Consider the following 16,329-nt stretch of genomic DNA (forward strand, 5'->3'; position numbering starts at 1 on the left):
GTCAGTTGGAAGTCCAGGCGTAGTACACGGGGCCTTCGTACTGGTACACCGGATAGGTGGCCTGCACGAAGTCGCGCTCTCCCTGGCTGATGGTGTAGAAGTGCGTGCCGTTGCCCTTGTTGAAGAAACGGTACATCGCGGTCGAGCCGTTGCCGGCGCCGGTCTGGGCATACCAGATCGGGCCTTCGTACTCGAACGACGGGTAGGTGGCGCGCACGAAGTCGCGTTCGCCCGCATCGATGGTGTAGAAGTGCGCGCCGTTGCTCTTGTTGAAGAATCGGTACACGGCGCTCTGGCCGGCGGTGGCGCCGCCGTAGGCGTAGAAGGCCACGCCTTCGTAGGCGAAGGCCGGGTAGGTGTTGATCACGAAGTCGCGCTCGCCCGCGCTCGCCGTGAAGAAGTGCGCGCCCGTGCTGCTGTTGAAGAAGCGGTACACGGCGGTGCGGCCGCTGGCGCTGGTGGCTGGCGACAGCCAGTTCTTGATGGACGCGTTGTACGCCACGTCGAAGCGGCCGTAGTAGTCCGACGACGCCTTGTTGGTGCACACGGCGCTGCCGCCGTAGAGCGTGCCGATCAGCGCGCCGCCGGAGAAGATGCCAGAGCCGCTGCTGCCGCCCTCGGTCGTACCCTGGCTCCATGTCACCCGGTAGAAGTTGCCGCTGGTGCCGCTACAGGTGAAGTTGGTGTCGCTGATGGACGAGCACGCGGTCAGGGATGCCAGGTTGCCGAAGCTGATCTTCTGCAGGTCGCCTCGGGGATGGTGGATGCCCGCGATGGCGCCGCCCAGCCCCTGGGGATTGGCGTTCCATGCGGCGAACACGGCGCCGGCGGGCGGGGCCTCGTTCAGGCGCAGGAACGACGTGTCGCTGCTGTCCGTCGCGTACAGCAGCGTGGCGCCGCCGGTGCGGGCCGTGGTGGCGGACGACAGCGTGCGGCTGTTGCAGCTGGGGGAGCGGTAGAACCAGTCGGTGCGCAGGGTGGACGCCACGGTCTGCGTGGAAATGCAGTGGTTGGCCGAGATGAAGTAGGGCGTTCCGGTGCCGTCGCGGTCGTTCAGCAGCGTGCCCGAGCACAGGTACGTCTTGCCGTCGGGGCGCACGAACAGCATCCGCGCCACGGCGTTGCGCTGGGCGGCGTAATCGTCATAGCAGGTCGAATCGAGGTTGCAGGCGTCGGATTCGTTGATCTTGGTCTGCTGCTCCAGCTCTTCGGCCGTGGGCAGCGACAGGTTGTCGTAGATGTGCGACAGGCGCGGCACCGACAGGTCGATCGCGCTCGCGGGCGTGCCGGATGGCAACTCGATCTCCAGCGTGGCCTCGTCGCCGCCCGTGTCGGGCGTCCACCAGGTGCGGCCGGCGTCGGAGGTATCGCCCGCCGCCTGGTTGCGCTCGATGATCTGCAGCACTTCCTGGCCGGCGATCTCGAACACCGCCGAGGGCCGGGCCTGGCTGTACACGCGCAGCACGGCGCTGCCGGGCAGCTGGCGCACCAGCACGCCCAGGCGCAGCCCGTGCGCGCCGTCGGCCGAGAAACTGAGCGCGGCGACCTGGCCGCCGCTGGCGGTGGGTGTCCACTGCAGCTGCTGCAAGGTGGCGCTGGCCGTGGCCGTCTGGGCAATGCTGCGGGGGCTGCCGACCTGGCGCGGGCCGAAGCCGCTGGCCGCCCCTTCCTTGGACTGGTCAAGCGGCCCGAGGGCGATGCGGGCGGGTGCGATGGCCGCGCCGACCGCGCGGTCCTTGACCCGCGCCACGTCCTGCACGGCGGAAGCCGGCTGCTCGCGCGACTCCACGCTGTAGACCAGTGCCCTGGCCTGCGGCGCGGCCGCGGACTGCGCCGCCTCGCCGCCGCTGCCGCCACCGCAGGCAGCCAGCACCGAGGCCACCGCCAGAACCGCCAAAGATCGAACTCGCCTCATTACCAGCTGCATGGAACAACTCCTGTCATCGGTTCGGGGCGGTCCCATGCCGCCCCGGATTGCAAAATGTGCCACAGCCCCGTGGCTGCCGGCAGGTGATTTCATCGCCGCGTTGCGGCATCGCGTCATGGCCCCGTTGCGCTCCCCGGCCCGCTACCGCGCGGCCAGCCGCTCTCGCCAGAACGGAGCGGGGCCATCGCCGGAGTGGCCCGCCGGCCCGTGCGATGCCCCGAATCCGCGGGCGGGATGCCGCCAGGCCACCGGCACGCTCACCGGGGGCGACAGCCACTGCTTGAGCGCCTTCTGGTAGGCCAGATCGAAGCGGCCGTACACCCGCACGTCGTCGACCGAGCATTGGGCGCTGGAGGCGAACCCATACAGCGTCCCGATCACGCGGCCGCCATGGAAGATGGCCGATCCGCTGCTGCCGTCCTCCACCGTGCCGCGGTCGAACCCGACGTCGTAGTAGCCGGCCGAGGCGTCCGTGGAGGAGTCGCACAGCATGGAGCCGTCCGTGTCGTTGGTGCAGGCCAGCGTGCCCATGATGCTGCCGGTGCTGATCTTCTGCAGGTCGCCCCGGGGATGGTGGATGCCGACCACAGCCGCCGATTCGGCTTGCGGGCTGGCGTCCCACGCGGCGAACACGGCACCCGGGGGCGGCGCCTCGTTCAGCCGCAGCAGGGCCGTGTCGGTGTCCGCGCTGGCGTAGAGCAGCGTCGCGCCGCCGGTGCGCGCGGTGGAGCGGGGCGACAGCGTGCCGCTGTTGCACGCCTGCGAACGGAAGAACCAGTCCGTCTGCAGGGTGGACGCCACGGTCTGCGAGGCGATGCAGTGGTTGGCGCTGAGGAAGTACGGCGTGCGCGTGGCATCGCGGTCGTTGAGCAGCGTGCCGGTGCAGACGTAGGCCTTGCCGTTGTCCACGAACAGCATCCGCGCCACGGCATCGCGCTGGGCGGCGTATTCGTCGAAGCAGCTCGCATCCAGGTTGCAGGCGATGGCGTCGCCGACCGCCTTGGCCGCCGGGGCGCCCTCCGGCGGCAGGGACAGGTTCTCGAAGAGGTGCGCCAGCGCCGGCACGGCCACGTCCAGCGCGGCGGCCGGCACGCCGGCGGGCAGTTCGATCTCCAGCGTGGCCTCGCTCGCGCCGGAATGGGGGGTCCACCAGGTGCGCGCGTTGTCCGATGCGTCGCCCGCCGCGATGTTGCGCCCGATGGCCTGCAGGATGGCCTGCCCGGTGGTCTCGTACACCGCATCGGGACGGTCCTGGCGGTACACCCGCACCACGGCCTCGTCCGGGATCTGCCGCACCCGCACGCCCAGGCGCAGGCCCTGCGCGTCTTCGGACGCAAAACTCACGGCCGCTTTCATGCCGCCGTTGGCCAACGGGGTCCACTGCAGCAGCCGCTGCAGGCCGTCCGCCGTGGTGGTGGCCTCGATGGCGCGGGCATCGCCCACCCAGCGGGCGCCGTCGTGCCGGGACTGCGCCGCCTTGGGCCGCACGAAGGCGGGCAAGGCCACGCGGGCCGGTTCCACCCGCGGGCCCGCCGCGCGCTGCTTGGTGCGGGAAACCGCGGCCTCGGCAGCCGCCGGCTGCACGGCCGAGTCCACCTGCAGCACCTCGGACGGCGCCGCGCTCACGGTGAAGGCGCCGCCGTCGCCCCCGCCGCACCCTGACACCAGCGCCACCACGACCAGCGCGGCTGCGCGCGCCATCCATTTCCCTTTGGCCATCTTTCGTTCACTCCCTTTTTTTGATGGATCGACCCGGACCCGCGCCACCCCGCCCGTGGGCGTGCGCGCGGCGTCCCATTCGTTGTTCTTCGTCAGCCCATGGCCTTCATTTGGCCAGCGCCTTGAGCGCCAGCTTGATCCCGTCGCTCACCCCCACGTCCTGGGGCAGCGCCTTCAGCGCGGCCGCGGCTTCCTTGTCGTTGTAGCCCAGCGCCAGCAGGGCCTGCAGGATGTCGGCCTGCGCGTCGCTCGTGGCGTGCGCATGGGCGCCGATGTCGGCCCCCAGCTTGCCCTTGAGTTCCAGCAGCAGGCGCTCGGCGGTCTTCTTGCCGATGCCGGGCACCTTCACCAGGCGCCCCGCCTCCTGCAGGGACACGGCCTGCGCCAGGTCGGACACGCCCATGCCGCTCAGGATGGACAGCGCGGTGCGCGGGCCCACCCCGGAGATCTTGATGAGTTCGCGGAACGCCTGGCGCTCCGGCGCCGTGGCAAAGCCGTAGAGCAGTTGCGCGTCCTCGCGCACAATGAACTGGGTGAGCAGGGCCACGCGCTCCCCCACGGGCGGCAGGTTGTAGAAGGTGCTCATGGGCACCTGCACCTCGTAGCCGACGCCGTGGCAGTCCAGCAGCACTTCTGGCGGGTTCTTTTCCAGCAGCGTGCCGGTGAGTTTGCCTATCATTGATGTCCTTCGCCGCACCGTTGCGGCCATCCAACCGGAATTATCCGCGTGATCCTGCGACACACCTTCACCCCCCACAACAACAACCGGCTGTCGCACCTGTGCGGCCCGGCCGATGCCAACCTGCGCACCATCGAGACGGCGCTGTCCGTCAGCATCGCGCACCGGCACGAGCAGTTCAAGGTGGATGGACCGAAGGCCAAGGCCACCCAGGCAATGGAGCTGCTCCAGGCGCTGTACGAAATGGCCGAGCGGCCCATCGCCGAGGAGCACCTGCAGCTCATGCTGGCCGGCGACAGTTCCATGCTGGAGGCGCCCGGTGACGGCGCGGTGACGCTCAACACCCGCCGCGCCGACCTGCGCGCGCGCACCCCCACGCAGAGCAACTATCTGGACAACATCGCCAGCCACGACATCACCTTCGGCATCGGCCCCGCCGGCACCGGCAAGACCTACCTGGCCGTCGCCTGCGCGGTGGACGCCCTGGAGCGCAACGCGGTGCAGCGCATCGTGCTGACGCGGCCGGCGGTCGAGGCCGGCGAGCGCCTGGGCTTTCTGCCCGGCGACCTCACGCAGAAGGTGGACCCGTACCTGCGCCCGCTGTACGACGCGCTCTACGACCTGATGGGCTACGAGAAGGTGCAGAAGGCCTTCGAGCGCAACGCGCTGGAGATCGCGCCGCTGGCCTTCATGCGCGGGCGCACGCTGAACAACGCCTTCATCATCCTGGACGAGGCCCAGAACACCACGCCCGAGCAGATGAAGATGTTCCTCACCCGCATCGGCTTCGGCGCCCGCGCCGTGGTGACGGGCGACGTGAGCCAGATCGACCTGCCCAAGGGCGCGATGAGCGGCCTGATCGACGCCGAGCGGGTGCTCAAGCGCGTCAAGGGCATCGCGATCACCCGGTTCACCACCGCCGACGTGGTGCGCCACCCGCTCATCGCCCGCATCGTGGACGCCTACGATGCCCAGCGCGCGGCGGGCAGCCGCGCAGGACACTCCTGAATCAATAGCACAACGCCCTAGTGAAACATGCGCCAGAGGCCCAAATGACACTGAACCATCTGACCCTGTCGCTGCAGTTCGCGCGCTTTCCCGGGGTGCAGGAACACCGCGCCGCCCTGCCCCGCCATGCCGCGGCGCGCTTCATCCGCCACGCGCTGTCCAGCGACGCCGAGATCACCGTGCGCATCGTCGATGCCGAAGAAGGCCAGGCCCTTAACCGCGAGTACCGCCGCAAGGACTACGCCACCAACGTGCTCACCTTCGACTACGCACAGGAGCCCCTGGTGATGGCCGACCTCGTGCTGTGCGCACCCGTGGTGGCGCGCGAGGCGCGCGAGCAGAACCGCGACCTGCGCGCGCACTACGCCCACCTGCTGGTGCACGGCACGCTGCACGCCCAGGGCTGGGACCACGAGACCAGCGCCGAGGACGCCGACGAGATGGAGGCCTACGAGACGGCCATCCTGCAGGAACTGGGCTTCGACGACCCGTACGCGGGCTGAGTCGAGCACGGCGCGGGCCGCGCCTTACCCGCCGCTGAAAGGCCGGATGGGGCCTCCAAACAACCCCATGCCGTGGTATTGATTGCCTGTTTAGCTATTATTTCGATAGCAAACCATCCACTGGCGCCATGCGCAGCGGGATCGTCACCGGCCCGTCGTTCACCAGATGCACCTGCATGTCGGCCGCGAAGCGCCCGGTTTCCACCACCGGGTGCAGCGCCCGTGCCCGGGCCACGAACAGGTCGTACAGCCGCCGTCCCTCGTCCGGCGCCGCCGCCTGGGTGAAGCTCGGGCGGTTGCCGCCGGAGGTGTCGGCGGCCAGCGTGAACTGGCTCACGACGAGCAGGCCGCCGCCCACGTCCTGCACGCTGCGGTTCATCTTGCCCGCCTCGTCGGTGAACACGCGCAGCTTGAGCAGCTTGGCCAGCAGCCGGTCGGCCTCGGCATCGGTGTCGCCGCGCTCGGCGCACAGCAGCACCAGCAGGCCCGGGCCGATGCGGCCCACGGTCTCGCCATCGACTTCCACGCGCGCTTCGCGCACGCGCTGCAACACGCTCATCATGGTGGGGAATCCTTCGGTTCTTCCAGAAATGCCTCCACCCCGACGGGCAGCAGCTCAATGGTCACGCGCAGCCCGGGCACGGCGCGCATCAGGGCGGCCTCCACGGCGCCGCGCAGCTGGGCGGCGCGCCCCAGGCTCCACTCGGCGGGCACGTGCATGTGCAGGCCGGCAAAGCGGCGCTGCCCGGCCTGGCGCGTGATGAGGTGGTCGAAGCGCACCTGCGGCGCGCCCTGCGCGAAGCCGCGCAGCGCCGCGTCGATGGCCGCCTGCGCCTCGGGCTCCACGGCCGCGTCCATCAGGCCCTGGGAGGCGCGCCATACCATGTGCGCCCCTTCCCTCAGGATGTTCAGCGCCACGGCCATGGCCACCACCGGGTCCAGCCAGAGCCAGCCGGTCGCGCTGGCCGCGCCGATGCCGACGACCACGCCCGCCGAGGTCCAGACATCGGTGACGAGGTGGCGCGCATCGCCCTCCAGCGCCACCGACCGGTGCACGCGCGCGGAGCGGAACATCAGCCAGGCCAGACCGCCGTTGAGCGCCGAGCTGACCACCGACAGCGCCAGGCCCCAGCCGACCTGCTCCAGCGGCTGCGGCGAGGACAGCCGGTGCGCCGCCGCCCAGAAGATGGCGGCGGAGGCCCCCACGATCAGGATGCCCTCGAACCCTGAAGAAAAATACTCGGCCTTGTGGTGCCCGTAGGGGTGGTCGTCGTCCGCCGGGCGCTGTGCCACGGTCACCATGGCCAGCGCGAACACCGCGCCCGCCAGGTTGACGAACGACTCCAGCGCATCGGACAGCAGCCCCACCGAGCCGGTGAGGTGCCAGGCCAGCGTCTTGAGCACGATGGTGACCAGCGCCACGGCCACCGAGCCCCACAGCAGCGTGCGGGGCGCGGGCGCGGCAGGACCGGTGCGGCCCGGGGCGCTCGGATCGGAAGGCAGGGGGCGGGAGGGCATGGGCTGGCAAGGAAAGCGCCGGGGCCGCCATTCTGCCCCGAACGGCGCCATCCCGACCCGCCGGCGGCCTGCCACGGCGAGCCCGCCACGCCCGCGAGGCCCCCATCCACTGCGGCCTGGCCGGCACCCGGAAGGGGATGAGAGAGAGCGCTCGCGCCCGCCCGGCTCAGGCCGGCAAGCCGTTGAACTTGCGCAGCGTCTTGTCGACCAGCCCTTCGGGCAGATAGCGGCGCAGCGAGCGGACCTGGGTGGACTGCTTGCCGGCCGAATAGCGCAGCTTGGGCCGGATGGCCGTGGCGGCCTTCACGACGGCGTCGGCGACGATCTGCGGCGCATCGCCCGCCTCCACCCATTGGCGCATGAGCGCTTCGCTGCGGGCGCGATCGTCGGCATAGTCCGCGAGGGGGCGGTCGGCGCGCGACAGGTTTTCCTCGAAGGCCGTGCGCGTCACACCGGGCTCCACCAGAACCACGCGGATGCCGAACCGGCGCACTTCGTGGTCGAGGGATTCCGAGTAGCCCTCGATCGCGTGCTTGGTCGATGCGTAGAAGGCGTTGAAGGGCGCCGGAATCAGCCCCAGGATCGAGCTCATGTTGATGATGCGGCCGCTCTTTTGGGCCCGCATGAGCGGCAGCACCGCGTTGACGACGCGGGCGACGCCGAAGACGTTGACGTCGAACAGGCGCTGCGCCTGCCCGATCGAGGATTCCTCGGCCCCGCCCAGCAGGCCCACGCCGGCGTTGTTGACGACCAGATCGATGCGCCCTGCCCGCCTGGCCACCTCGTCCACGAGGCGCTGGACCGACGCCTCGTCCGTCACGTCGCAGGCCAGCATCGTGACACCGTCGGGCGGATCGGCGGATGCCTTGCGGCTGGTGCCGAAGACCTGGTAGCCCGCCTGCACCAGGGACCGGGCGGTCACGAGCCCGATGCCCGACGACGCCCCCGTCACGACGGCGATACCCCTGTTCGTCTTGCGCATTGTTTTCCTTTCGTCATGGGCCGGATGGCCGACGAAGGGATATTACTATCGAAACAGTATTAAGTCGATACTAAAAAGATATTATCAAAGCACGTTGGGGTGTCTCTCCGTCAGGCATACAGCCGCGAGGCGTTCTGCCGGACCGTGCCGGCCCGGTCCGGGCCCAGCGCCTCCACCACCGGCTGCCACACCGAGGCGTAGGCCGGCATGGCATCAGCAGCGAACGACGTGTGCGGCCAGTCCGAGCCCCACACCAGCCGCCCGGGCGCCAGGTCCGCCACGCGCCGGACCGTCTCCTGCAGCGCGCCGTAAGGCGCCTGGGCGCGCAGCCGGTACCAGCCAGACAGCTTGATCCACGCGCCCTGCACGGCCAGCGCCGCGAGGGCGCTCCATGCCGCGTCGTCCGCCGGCAACTCGGCATGCAGGCCCGCCAGGTGGTCGAGCACGCAGGCCACGCCGGTGCCGGCGTGCAGCGCCGCGATCTCCGCCAGATGCTCCGGGCCCGCGTACCACTGCACGTGCCAGCCGCGCTCGCGCAGGCGCGGCGCCAGGGCGCGAAACGCCTCGGGCCCGTTGCCCACCGGCGAGACGCGGTTGAAGCGCACGCCCCGCACGCCCAGCGCGTGCATGCGGTCCAGCAGCGCGTCGGGTACCGCGGCGTCCACCACGGCCACGCCGCGGTGCCGGCCGGGCCGTGCGGCCAGCGCGCTCAGCATCACCGCGTTGTCGGTGCCGTACACGCTGGGCTGCACCAGCACCAGATGCCGCACCCCATGGGCGGCAGCCAGGGCCTCGATGCGCTCCAGCGGATGGTGCGCGGGGCGGTAGTGGCCGGGCTGGGTCGGCGCATCGGCGTCGAACACATGGACGTGCGCGTCCCAGCAGGCACCGGATACGTCCCAGGCATCAGGGTGGGGGGCGCGGTCGACGTCCTTCGGCATCAGTTCAGCCGACCGAGATGTTGCGGTCGCGCACCACCTGGGCCCACTGCCCCTGCTGGGCCCGAATGAAGGCCCCGGCCGAGGCCTGCGATGCATCGGCGAACACATCGCCGCCCAGCGCGCGGATGCGCGCCAGCACCTCGGCATCGCCCAGCGCCTTGCGGATGCCATCGACCAGGCGCGTGCGCGTGGCGGCGGGCAAGCCGGCGGGGGCGAGCACCGGGTTCCATTCCAGCACCTCGTACTTGCGCACGCCCGCTTCGGTCATGGTGGGCACCTCCGGCAGCGAACGGGCCCGCAGCGCGGCCGTCACGGCCAGCGCGCGCAGCTTGCCGGAGCGGATGTGGCCCAGCGCCGAGGCCACGTTGGCGAAAAAGAGCGGCACCTGCCCCGCCATGACATCGTTCATCGCGGGGCCGCCGCCCCGGTAGGGAATGTGCGACAGCCGCACCCCGGCGCGCTCCTCGAACAGCGCTCCCGCCAGGTGCTGCGCCGAGCCGTTGCCGGACGACGCATAGGCCACTTCGCCCGGCTTGGCGCGGGCCAGCGCGATCACGTCCTGCACGCTGCGCGCCTGGAACCCCGCGGAGCACACCAGCACGTTGGGAAAGGTGGCCAGCACGGCCAGCGGCGTGAAGGCCTTGTCGGTGTCGTAGGCCATCTTGGGATAGAGCGCGGGGTTGACCGCGAAGGACGAGGCGTCCAGCAGCAGCGTGCTGCCGTCCGGCGTGGCACGCGCCACGTAGGCGCCGGCGATCTGGCCGCTGGCGCCGGGTTTGTTGTCCACCACCACGTTCTGGCCCAGCGCTTCGCCCAGCCGCGGCGCGATGATGCGCGCCATCAGGTCCGCGCCGCCGCCGGCGGGGTAGGAGACCACCAGCGTCACGGGCTTGCCGCCGATGCCCTGCGCGCGGCCGGCCACCCAGGGCGCGGCCAGGGCGGCGCCGGCGGCACCGAGGATCCAGCGGCGGCGGGCGCCGCCGCTGGCGGGGGATGCGATGGAAGGCATGCGGGTCTCCAGGTTCGGTTCAGGTCAGGGTGACGGTGTAGTGAAAGGCGTGGGCATCGCCGCGCGTGACGCGCCATTCGACGCAGCGGCCGGCCAGGTCCATGGCACGGCGGGTGACCACGGCGCACGGGTGCCCCGCCGCGAGCCCCAGGCTGCGCGCCTGGGGCGCGGACAGCACGCCGAAGCCGATGTCGTCCACCGCCCGCTGCACGTGCACGCCGCAGCGGCTGGCGTAGAAGGGATAGAGCAGCGGCGGCCAGGCGGCGGTGTCGTCCTCCGCCAGCGCGGCGAAGCGGTCCAGCGGCAGCCAGATGTGCTCCAGCAGGCAGGGCTCGCCGTCGATCAGCCGCAGGCGGTGCAGGCGCAGCACCGGCTCGCCCGGTGCCAGGCCCAGCGCGCGGGCCGCCTCGGCCGGGGCCGCCATGGCCTGGCGCGACAGGATGCGCGAAGCGGGCTCCTGCCCCGCCGCGCCCTCTCCGAAGCGAAAGAACCGCAGCATTGACGCGCCGGCAATGCCGCTGCGCACGAAGGTGCCCTTGCCGTGGATGCGCTCGATCAGGCCCTGCTCCACCAGCAGTTCCAGCGCGCGCCGCAGCGTGCCCAGCGCCACGCCATGCTCGGCGGCCAGCGCCTGCTCGGCCGGCAGGGCCGTGCCGGGCAGCCATTCGCCCCGGACGACGCGATGCCGCAGCGCGGCCGCCAGCGCGGCATAGCGGGCGAGGCCGGGGTGTTCCGCCACGGCGGGAGGGGATGCGGGCGACGGCAATTGATCTACTCCTCTAGATGACTTGCAGTCTAAAACAGGGCGCAGGCGGCGCGATCGGGACAAACCCGGGGGCGCCGGCCCCGCCACCCCCGCCACCGCCAGGGCCCCTCAGGGGCCGTCAAAGGCCGTCAAAGGCCGTCAGGTGCCATCCACCAGCCGCGCCTTCACGAGCTTGCCCTTGACCCGGCCGGCCGCCAGGCGCCGCACCACGTCCTGGGCAATGCCCCGTTCCACCGCCAAGTAGGTGGAAAAATCGTTCACGTTGATCTTGCCCACCTGCTCGCGCGCAAAGCCCATCTCGCCGGTGAGCGCGCCCAGCACGTCGCCCGCGCGGATCTTTTCCTTGCGCCCGCCGATGATCTGGATGGTGGCCATGGGCGGTAGCAATGGCCCGCCGGGAGCGGCGGTCAGCTCGGACAGCGGGTGCCATTCCGACTCGCGGCCCTGCAGCTGCTCGATCTTGCCCACGCTGCCCATCTCGGGCAGGCTGGCCAGGCTCAAGGCGAGGCCTTCGGCGTCCGCGCGGCCGGTGCGGCCGATGCGGTGCACATGGATCTCGGGATCGGGGGTCACGTCGACGTTGATCACCGCCTGCAACTGGGCGATGTCCAGGCCGCGCGCGGCCACGTCGGTGGCCACCAGCACCGAGCAGCTGCGGTTGGCGAATTGCACCAGCACCTGGTCGCGCTCGCGCTGCTCCAGCTCGCCATAGAGGGCCAGCGCGTGAAAGCCCTGCGCCTGCAGCACGCCCACCAGGTCGCGGCACTGCTGCTTGGTGTTGCAAAAGGCGATGGCCGATTCGGGCCGGAAGTGGTTCAGCAGCTGCGACACGGCGTGCAGGCGCTCGCTCTCCTTCACCTCGTACCAGCGCTGCGCGATCTTGGCCGAACCATGCTGGGCCTGCACCGTGATGCGCTGCGGCTCCTTCATGAACTGGCGCGCCAGGCGCTCGATGCCTTCGGGGTACGTGGCGGAAAACAGCAGCGTCTGGCGCTCGGCCGGGCACTGGCGCGCGACCTTGGCGATGTCGTCGAAAAAGCCCATGTCCAGCATGCGGTCGGCCTCGTCGAGCACCAGGGTGTTGAGCGCCTGCAGATCGAGCGTGGCGCGCTCCAGGTGGTCCATCACCCGCCCGGGCGTGCCCACCACGATGTGCGCGCCGTGCTCCAGGCTGGCGATCTGCCCGCGCAGCGGCACGCCGCCGCACAGGGTGACCACCTTGATGTTCTCCTGCGCGCGGGCCAGGCGTCGCACCTCGGTGGCCACCTGGTCGGCCAGCTCGCGCGTGGGGCACAGCACCAGGGCCTGCACCGCGAAGCGGCGCGCATTGAGGTTGGCCAGCAGCGCCAGGGCGAAGGCCGCCGTCTTGCCGCTGCCGGTGCTGGCCTGGGCGATCAGGTCGCGGCCCAGCAGGGCCACGGGCAGGCTCGCGGCCTGGATCGGGGTCATGCGGGTGTAGCCCATCTGCTGCAGGTTGGACAGGGTCGCGGGGTGCAGCGCCAGGGAGGAGAACTCGGCGCCAGCGCCGGAAACGGAAGAAGTCATCCCCGGATTATCCCGGGGCCCGGCCGGCGCAAGGCGGGCAAGGGCTTGCACCCCTCGCCAGCGGCGCCCCGATCGGCTATAAAACTTCGAGATACAAGGGTGGGACATGCCAGACACATCAAGCCGAGCGGACGGTCCTTCCCAGGACCCCCACTGCAGCAGTTCCCTGCTGCGGCTGCTGGCCGACTCCGTTCCGGCGCTGCTGGCCTACTTCGAATCGTCCACCCTGCGTTGTGTTTTTGCCAATCAGGGCTACGCCGAATCCACCGGCCACACGGTGGAGGCGATCCTGGGCAAGACGGTGCAGGAAGCCATCGGCGACAGCGCCTGGGCCTCGATCCAGCCCCAGATCCAGCAGGTGCTGCGGGGCGAGCGCGTGCAATACACGCGCAAGCAGCGGGTGCGTAGCGGGCCGCCGCGCATGATCGAGGTCAACCTCATTCCCCACCTGCACCCCAAGCTGGGACTGATGGGCGCCTTCGTGCTCATCAACGACATCACCCACCACTGGGAGGCCGAACGCGCGGTGCGCGAGAGCGAAGAGCGCATGCGCAAGTTCTCGCAGGCCACCGAAGAGGCCATCGTGTTCCACCGCGAAGGCCTGGTGACCGACTTCAACGAAGCGCTCACGCGGCTGATGGGCTACTCCCTGGCCGAGGGGCGCGGCCGGCGCATGCTCGATTTCGTGAGCGAGGAGTTCCGCCCCGTCACCGAGGCCTATGTGCGCGAGGGCCGCGAAGAGCCCTACGAAGTCACGGTGCTGCACCAGGACGGCCATGCCGTTCCCGTGGAGATCGTCGGCAAGACCATGCCCTGGAAGGGATCGGACTACCGCATCGCGGTGCTTCGCGACATCACCGCGCGCCGCCAGGCCCAGGAGCGCGAGGCCTTCCTGGCGCGGCACGATGCGCTCACGCAATTGCCCAACCGCACCACGCTCATGGAGCGGCTCACCGCCGTGATCGAGGCCGCACAGCGCACGCCGCAGGCCGCCGCCGTGCTGTTCATCGACATGGACCATTTCAAGACGGTGAACGACTCGCTGGGCCACGAGGCCGGCGACATGCTGCTGTGCGAGGTGGCCCGCCGGCTCGTGCAGGGCGTGCGCTCGGTGGACATCGTGGCGCGCGTGGGTGGCGACGAGTTCGTCGTGGTGCTGCGCGACGCGCAAGACCGGCCCTCCGCCCTGGCGGTGGCCGACCAGCTGCTGGCCGACGTGTGCGCCGTGTTCCATGCCGACGGCACGCCGCTGTCGGTGTCGGTCTCCATCGGGGTGAGCATGTACCCCGACGACGGCGACACCGCCGCCGAGCTGGTGCGCCGGGCCGACGCCGCCATGCAGCAGGCCAAGGACAGCGGCCGCGCCAACCGCCAGGCCTACGCCCCGGGCATGGAGACGCCCTCCACCGGCGTGCTGCAGCACGAACGCCTGCTGCGCGACGCCATCCTGCACGGCGCGTTCGTGCTGCACTACCAGCCGCAGGTGCGCCTGGACGACGGTGCGCTCGTGGGCTTCGAGGCGCTGGTACGCTGGCGCCACCCCGAGCGCGACCTGGTGGGGCCCATCGACTTCATCGCCTTCGCCGAGGCGCGCGGTCTCATCACGCCGATCGGCCGCTGGGTGCTGGTCGAGGCCTGCCGGCAGATCCGGGCCTGGCACGACGAGGGCTTGCCGCAGGTGCCGGTGGCGGTCAATCTCTCGGCGCTCGAATTCCGCCAGCGCGACGTGGCCGGCGAGATCGCGGGCGTGCTGCGCCAGACGGGCCTGGCACCGCGCTTTCTGGAGATCGAGCTCACCGAATCCGTGCTCATGCACGATGCCGACCAGGTGCGCCACACGCTGGACGCGCTCAAGGCCCTGGGCGTGCGCGTGTCCATCGACGACTTCGGCACCGGCTACTCGTCGCTCGCCTACCTCAAGCGCTACCCGATCGACAAGCTCAAGATCGACCGCTCCTTCGTCTCGGACACGCCCGCCAACGAAGACGACGTGGCCATCGTCACCGCCATCGTCCAGATGGGCCGCAGCCTGCAGATCCAGACCGTGGCCGAGGGGGTGGAAACCGACGCCCAGCGCGACCTGCTGCGCGCCCTGGGCTGCCATCTGGCGCAGGGCTACCTGATCTCGCCGCCCATGGACCCGCGCCAGACGCGCGAGTGGCTGCTGAAAAAAAGATAGCGGGCCCGTCATCGGGCAGACCCGCGCGCCCGTGGACAATAGGGGCCATGGCCCAGATCCCCGACTTCACCGAGCCCACCCTTCATACCGATCCCGCCGAGGCGCTGTCGCAGGTGCAGCGCATCTACCAGCAGCAGATCGGGCACCTGCGCGATGCCATGCAGCGCTTCGTCGCCGGGGAGACCCCGGCCAGCCACGTGCGGGCCTTCTACCCCTTCGTGCGGGTGCAGACCACCACCGTGGCCCGCGCCGCCACCCAGCTGGCCTACGGCTTCGTGGAAGGCCCGGGGCGGTATGAAACCACCCTCACCCGGCCCGACCTTTTCGCCAACTACTACGCCGAGCAGTTCCGCCTGCTGCGCAACAGCCACAACATCGAGCTGGAGGTGGGCATCAGCAGCCAGCCCATCCCCATCCACTTCTCGTTCGCCGAGCACGACCACATCGAGGGCACGCTGACCGCCCAGCGCCGCATGCTCATGCGCGACGTGTTCGACCTGCCCGACCTGGAGGCCATGGACGACGGCATCGCCAACGGCACCTGGGCGCCCCGCCCCGGCGAGGCCCAGCCCCTGTCGCTGTTCACCGCGCCGCGGGTGGACTACTCGCTGCACCGGCTGCGCCACTACACCGGCACCGCGCCCGAGTGGTTCCAGAACTTCGTGCTGTTCACCAACTACCAGTTCTACATCGACGAATTCGTGCGCCTGGGCCATGCCGAGATGGCCAGGCCGGACAGCGAGTACGTCGCCTTCATCGAACCGGGCAATGTCGTCACCCGCCGCGCCGGCTTGCCGGCCCAGCCGGGCGACGAGCTGGGCGTGGCCCCGCCTCGGCTGCCGCAGATGCCGGCCTACCACCTCATGCGGGCGGACAAGAGCGGCATCACCATGGTCAACATCGGCGTGGGGCCGTCCAATGCCAAGACCATCACCGACCACATCGCCGTGCTGCGCCCGCACGCCTGGATGATGCTGGGCCACTGCGCGGGCCTGCGCAACAGCCAGCAGCTGGGCGACTACGTGCTGGCCCACGCCTATGTGCGCGAAGACCATGTGCTCGACGAAGAGCTTCCGCTGTGGGTGCCCATTCCCGCGCTGGCCGAGATCCAGATGGCGCTGCAGCAGGCCGTCGCCGACGTCACGCAGATCGAGGACGCCGACCTGAAACGCATCATGCGCACCGGCACCGTGGCCAGCACCGACAACCGCAACTGGGAGCTGCTGCCCGACAACATGCCCCAGCGCCGGTTCAGCCAGAGCCGCGCCGTCGCGCTGGACATGGAGAGCGCAACCATCGCCGCCAACGGCTTTCGCTTCCGCGTGCCCTACGGCACCCTGCTGTGCGTGAGCGACAAGCCCCTGCACGGCGAGATCAAGCTGCCCGGCATGGCCAACCATTTCTACCGCGAGCGCGTGGACCAGCATCTGCGCATCGGCATGCGCGCCATCGACATCCTGCGGGCCGGGGGCGTGAGCCGCCTGCACAGCCGCAAGCTGCGCAGCTTCGCCGAGGTGGCCTTCCAGTGACGCACCGGGTGGGCGCCGCCACCA

Annotated in this window: 14 protein-coding genes; 4 read left to right on the plus strand and 10 right to left on the minus strand. The window is 70.5% G+C overall.

The genetic code is table 11. The features are described from left to right. Position 1 precedes the first annotated feature (1 nt). The 3 genes from AVME950_RS09050 to ruvA all read right to left on the minus strand — a co-directional run bounded on the left by AVME950_RS09050 (position 2) and on the right by ruvA (position 4,325). Positions 2-1,915, minus strand: coding sequence for a trypsin-like peptidase domain-containing protein (locus AVME950_RS09050; RefSeq protein ID WP_284429501.1), 1,914 nt, complete (start codon positions 1,913-1,915; stop codon positions 2-4). A 153-nt stretch (positions 1,916-2,068) separates the two neighbouring features. Further along, complete coding sequence (locus AVME950_RS09055) at positions 2,069-3,628, minus strand: trypsin-like serine peptidase (protein WP_284429502.1); 1,560 nt, start codon at positions 3,626-3,628, stop codon at positions 2,069-2,071. Positions 3,629-3,752: 124 nt separating this feature from the next. Further along, positions 3,753-4,325, minus strand: coding sequence for a Holliday junction branch migration protein RuvA (gene ruvA / locus AVME950_RS09060; RefSeq protein ID WP_272567143.1), 573 nt, complete (start codon positions 4,323-4,325; stop codon positions 3,753-3,755). Between the two features lie 48 nt (positions 4,326-4,373). On the opposite strand from ruvA, the gene AVME950_RS09065 reads away from it, so the two are divergent. Together AVME950_RS09065 and ybeY are read left to right on the plus strand one after the other, a co-directional pair. After that, complete coding sequence (locus AVME950_RS09065) at positions 4,374-5,333, plus strand: PhoH family protein (protein WP_284392929.1); 960 nt, start codon at positions 4,374-4,376, stop codon at positions 5,331-5,333. 44 nt (positions 5,334-5,377) lie between these two features. Further along, on the plus strand, positions 5,378-5,836 hold the full coding sequence (ybeY, locus tag AVME950_RS09070) for an rRNA maturation RNase YbeY (RefSeq protein WP_272567140.1): 459 nt from the start codon (positions 5,378-5,380) through the stop codon (positions 5,834-5,836). 97 nt (positions 5,837-5,933) lie between these two features. On the opposite strand, the gene dtd is transcribed toward ybeY, so the two are convergent. From dtd to dbpA, 7 genes are all read right to left on the minus strand, one after another. After that, a complete protein-coding gene (gene dtd / locus AVME950_RS09075; protein WP_284429503.1) occupies positions 5,934-6,398 on the minus strand; it encodes a D-aminoacyl-tRNA deacylase in 465 nt (154 codons plus the stop codon). Then, positions 6,395-7,354: a cation diffusion facilitator family transporter gene (locus AVME950_RS09080; protein ID WP_284429504.1), complete on the minus strand. Its 960-nt coding sequence runs from the start codon at positions 7,352-7,354 to the stop codon at positions 6,395-6,397. The genes dtd and AVME950_RS09080 overlap by 4 nt, the downstream gene beginning before the upstream one ends. A gap of 166 nt (positions 7,355-7,520) precedes the next feature. Further along, entirely contained in the window at positions 7,521-8,336 is an 816-nt protein-coding gene (locus AVME950_RS09085) for an oxidoreductase (protein ID WP_284429505.1), read from the minus strand. A 110-nt stretch (positions 8,337-8,446) separates the two neighbouring features. Next, complete coding sequence (locus AVME950_RS09090; protein ID WP_284429506.1) at positions 8,447-9,277, minus strand: amidohydrolase family protein; 831 nt, start codon at positions 9,275-9,277, stop codon at positions 8,447-8,449. 4 nt (positions 9,278-9,281) lie between these two features. After that, positions 9,282-10,286 (minus strand): tripartite tricarboxylate transporter substrate binding protein, encoded by a 1,005-nt coding sequence (locus AVME950_RS09095; RefSeq protein ID WP_284429507.1) that lies wholly within the window; start codon positions 10,284-10,286, stop codon positions 9,282-9,284. Between the two features lie 19 nt (positions 10,287-10,305). After that, entirely contained in the window at positions 10,306-11,025 is a 720-nt protein-coding gene (locus AVME950_RS09100; protein ID WP_284429508.1) for a GntR family transcriptional regulator, read from the minus strand. Positions 11,026-11,190: 165 nt separating this feature from the next. Then, on the minus strand, positions 11,191-12,597 hold the full coding sequence (gene dbpA, locus AVME950_RS09105) for an ATP-dependent RNA helicase DbpA (protein WP_284429509.1): 1,407 nt from the start codon (positions 12,595-12,597) through the stop codon (positions 11,191-11,193). Positions 12,598-12,703: 106 nt separating this feature from the next. Between dbpA and AVME950_RS09110 the strand changes: the two genes are divergently transcribed. Together AVME950_RS09110 and AVME950_RS09115 are read left to right on the plus strand one after the other, a co-directional pair. Then, positions 12,704-14,776: a putative bifunctional diguanylate cyclase/phosphodiesterase gene (locus tag AVME950_RS09110; RefSeq protein WP_284429510.1), complete on the plus strand. Its 2,073-nt coding sequence runs from the start codon at positions 12,704-12,706 to the stop codon at positions 14,774-14,776. A 47-nt stretch (positions 14,777-14,823) separates the two neighbouring features. Next, positions 14,824-16,305 carry an AMP nucleosidase gene (locus tag AVME950_RS09115; protein WP_284429511.1) on the plus strand — a complete coding sequence of 494 codons (1,482 nt, stop codon included), beginning with the start codon at positions 14,824-14,826 and terminating at the stop codon, positions 16,303-16,305. Positions 16,306-16,329 lie beyond the last annotated feature (24 nt).

Source organism: Acidovorax sp. SUPP950 (assembly GCF_030158935.1).
Classification (GTDB): Bacteria; Pseudomonadota; Gammaproteobacteria; order Burkholderiales; family Burkholderiaceae_C; genus Paracidovorax.

Bases quoted from the DNA above. Each gene is read 5' to 3' on its own strand.
- AVME950_RS09090 (WP_284429506.1), bottom strand. From the start codon at position 9,277: ATGCCGAAGGACGTCGACCGCGCCCCCCACCCTGATGCCTGGGACGTA.
- AVME950_RS09085 (WP_284429505.1), bottom strand. From the start codon at position 8,336: ATGCGCAAGACGAACAGGGGTATCGCCGTCGTGACGGGGGCGTCGTCG.
- AVME950_RS09095 (WP_284429507.1), bottom strand. From the start codon at position 10,286: ATGCCTTCCATCGCATCCCCCGCCAGCGGCGGCGCCCGCCGCCGCTGG.
- ybeY (WP_272567140.1), top strand. From the start codon at position 5,378: ATGACACTGAACCATCTGACCCTGTCGCTGCAGTTCGCGCGCTTTCCC.
- AVME950_RS09050 (WP_284429501.1), bottom strand. From the start codon at position 1,915: ATGAGGCGAGTTCGATCTTTGGCGGTTCTGGCGGTGGCCTCGGTGCTG.
- AVME950_RS09110 (WP_284429510.1), top strand. From the start codon at position 12,704: ATGCCAGACACATCAAGCCGAGCGGACGGTCCTTCCCAGGACCCCCAC.
- dbpA (WP_284429509.1), bottom strand. From the start codon at position 12,597: ATGACTTCTTCCGTTTCCGGCGCTGGCGCCGAGTTCTCCTCCCTGGCG.
- AVME950_RS09115 (WP_284429511.1), top strand. From the start codon at position 14,824: ATGGCCCAGATCCCCGACTTCACCGAGCCCACCCTTCATACCGATCCC.
- dtd (WP_284429503.1), bottom strand. From the start codon at position 6,398: ATGATGAGCGTGTTGCAGCGCGTGCGCGAAGCGCGCGTGGAAGTCGAT.
- AVME950_RS09055 (WP_284429502.1), bottom strand. From the start codon at position 3,628: ATGGCGCGCGCAGCCGCGCTGGTCGTGGTGGCGCTGGTGTCAGGGTGC.
- ruvA (WP_272567143.1), bottom strand. From the start codon at position 4,325: ATGATAGGCAAACTCACCGGCACGCTGCTGGAAAAGAACCCGCCAGAA.
- AVME950_RS09080 (WP_284429504.1), bottom strand. From the start codon at position 7,354: ATGCCCTCCCGCCCCCTGCCTTCCGATCCGAGCGCCCCGGGCCGCACC.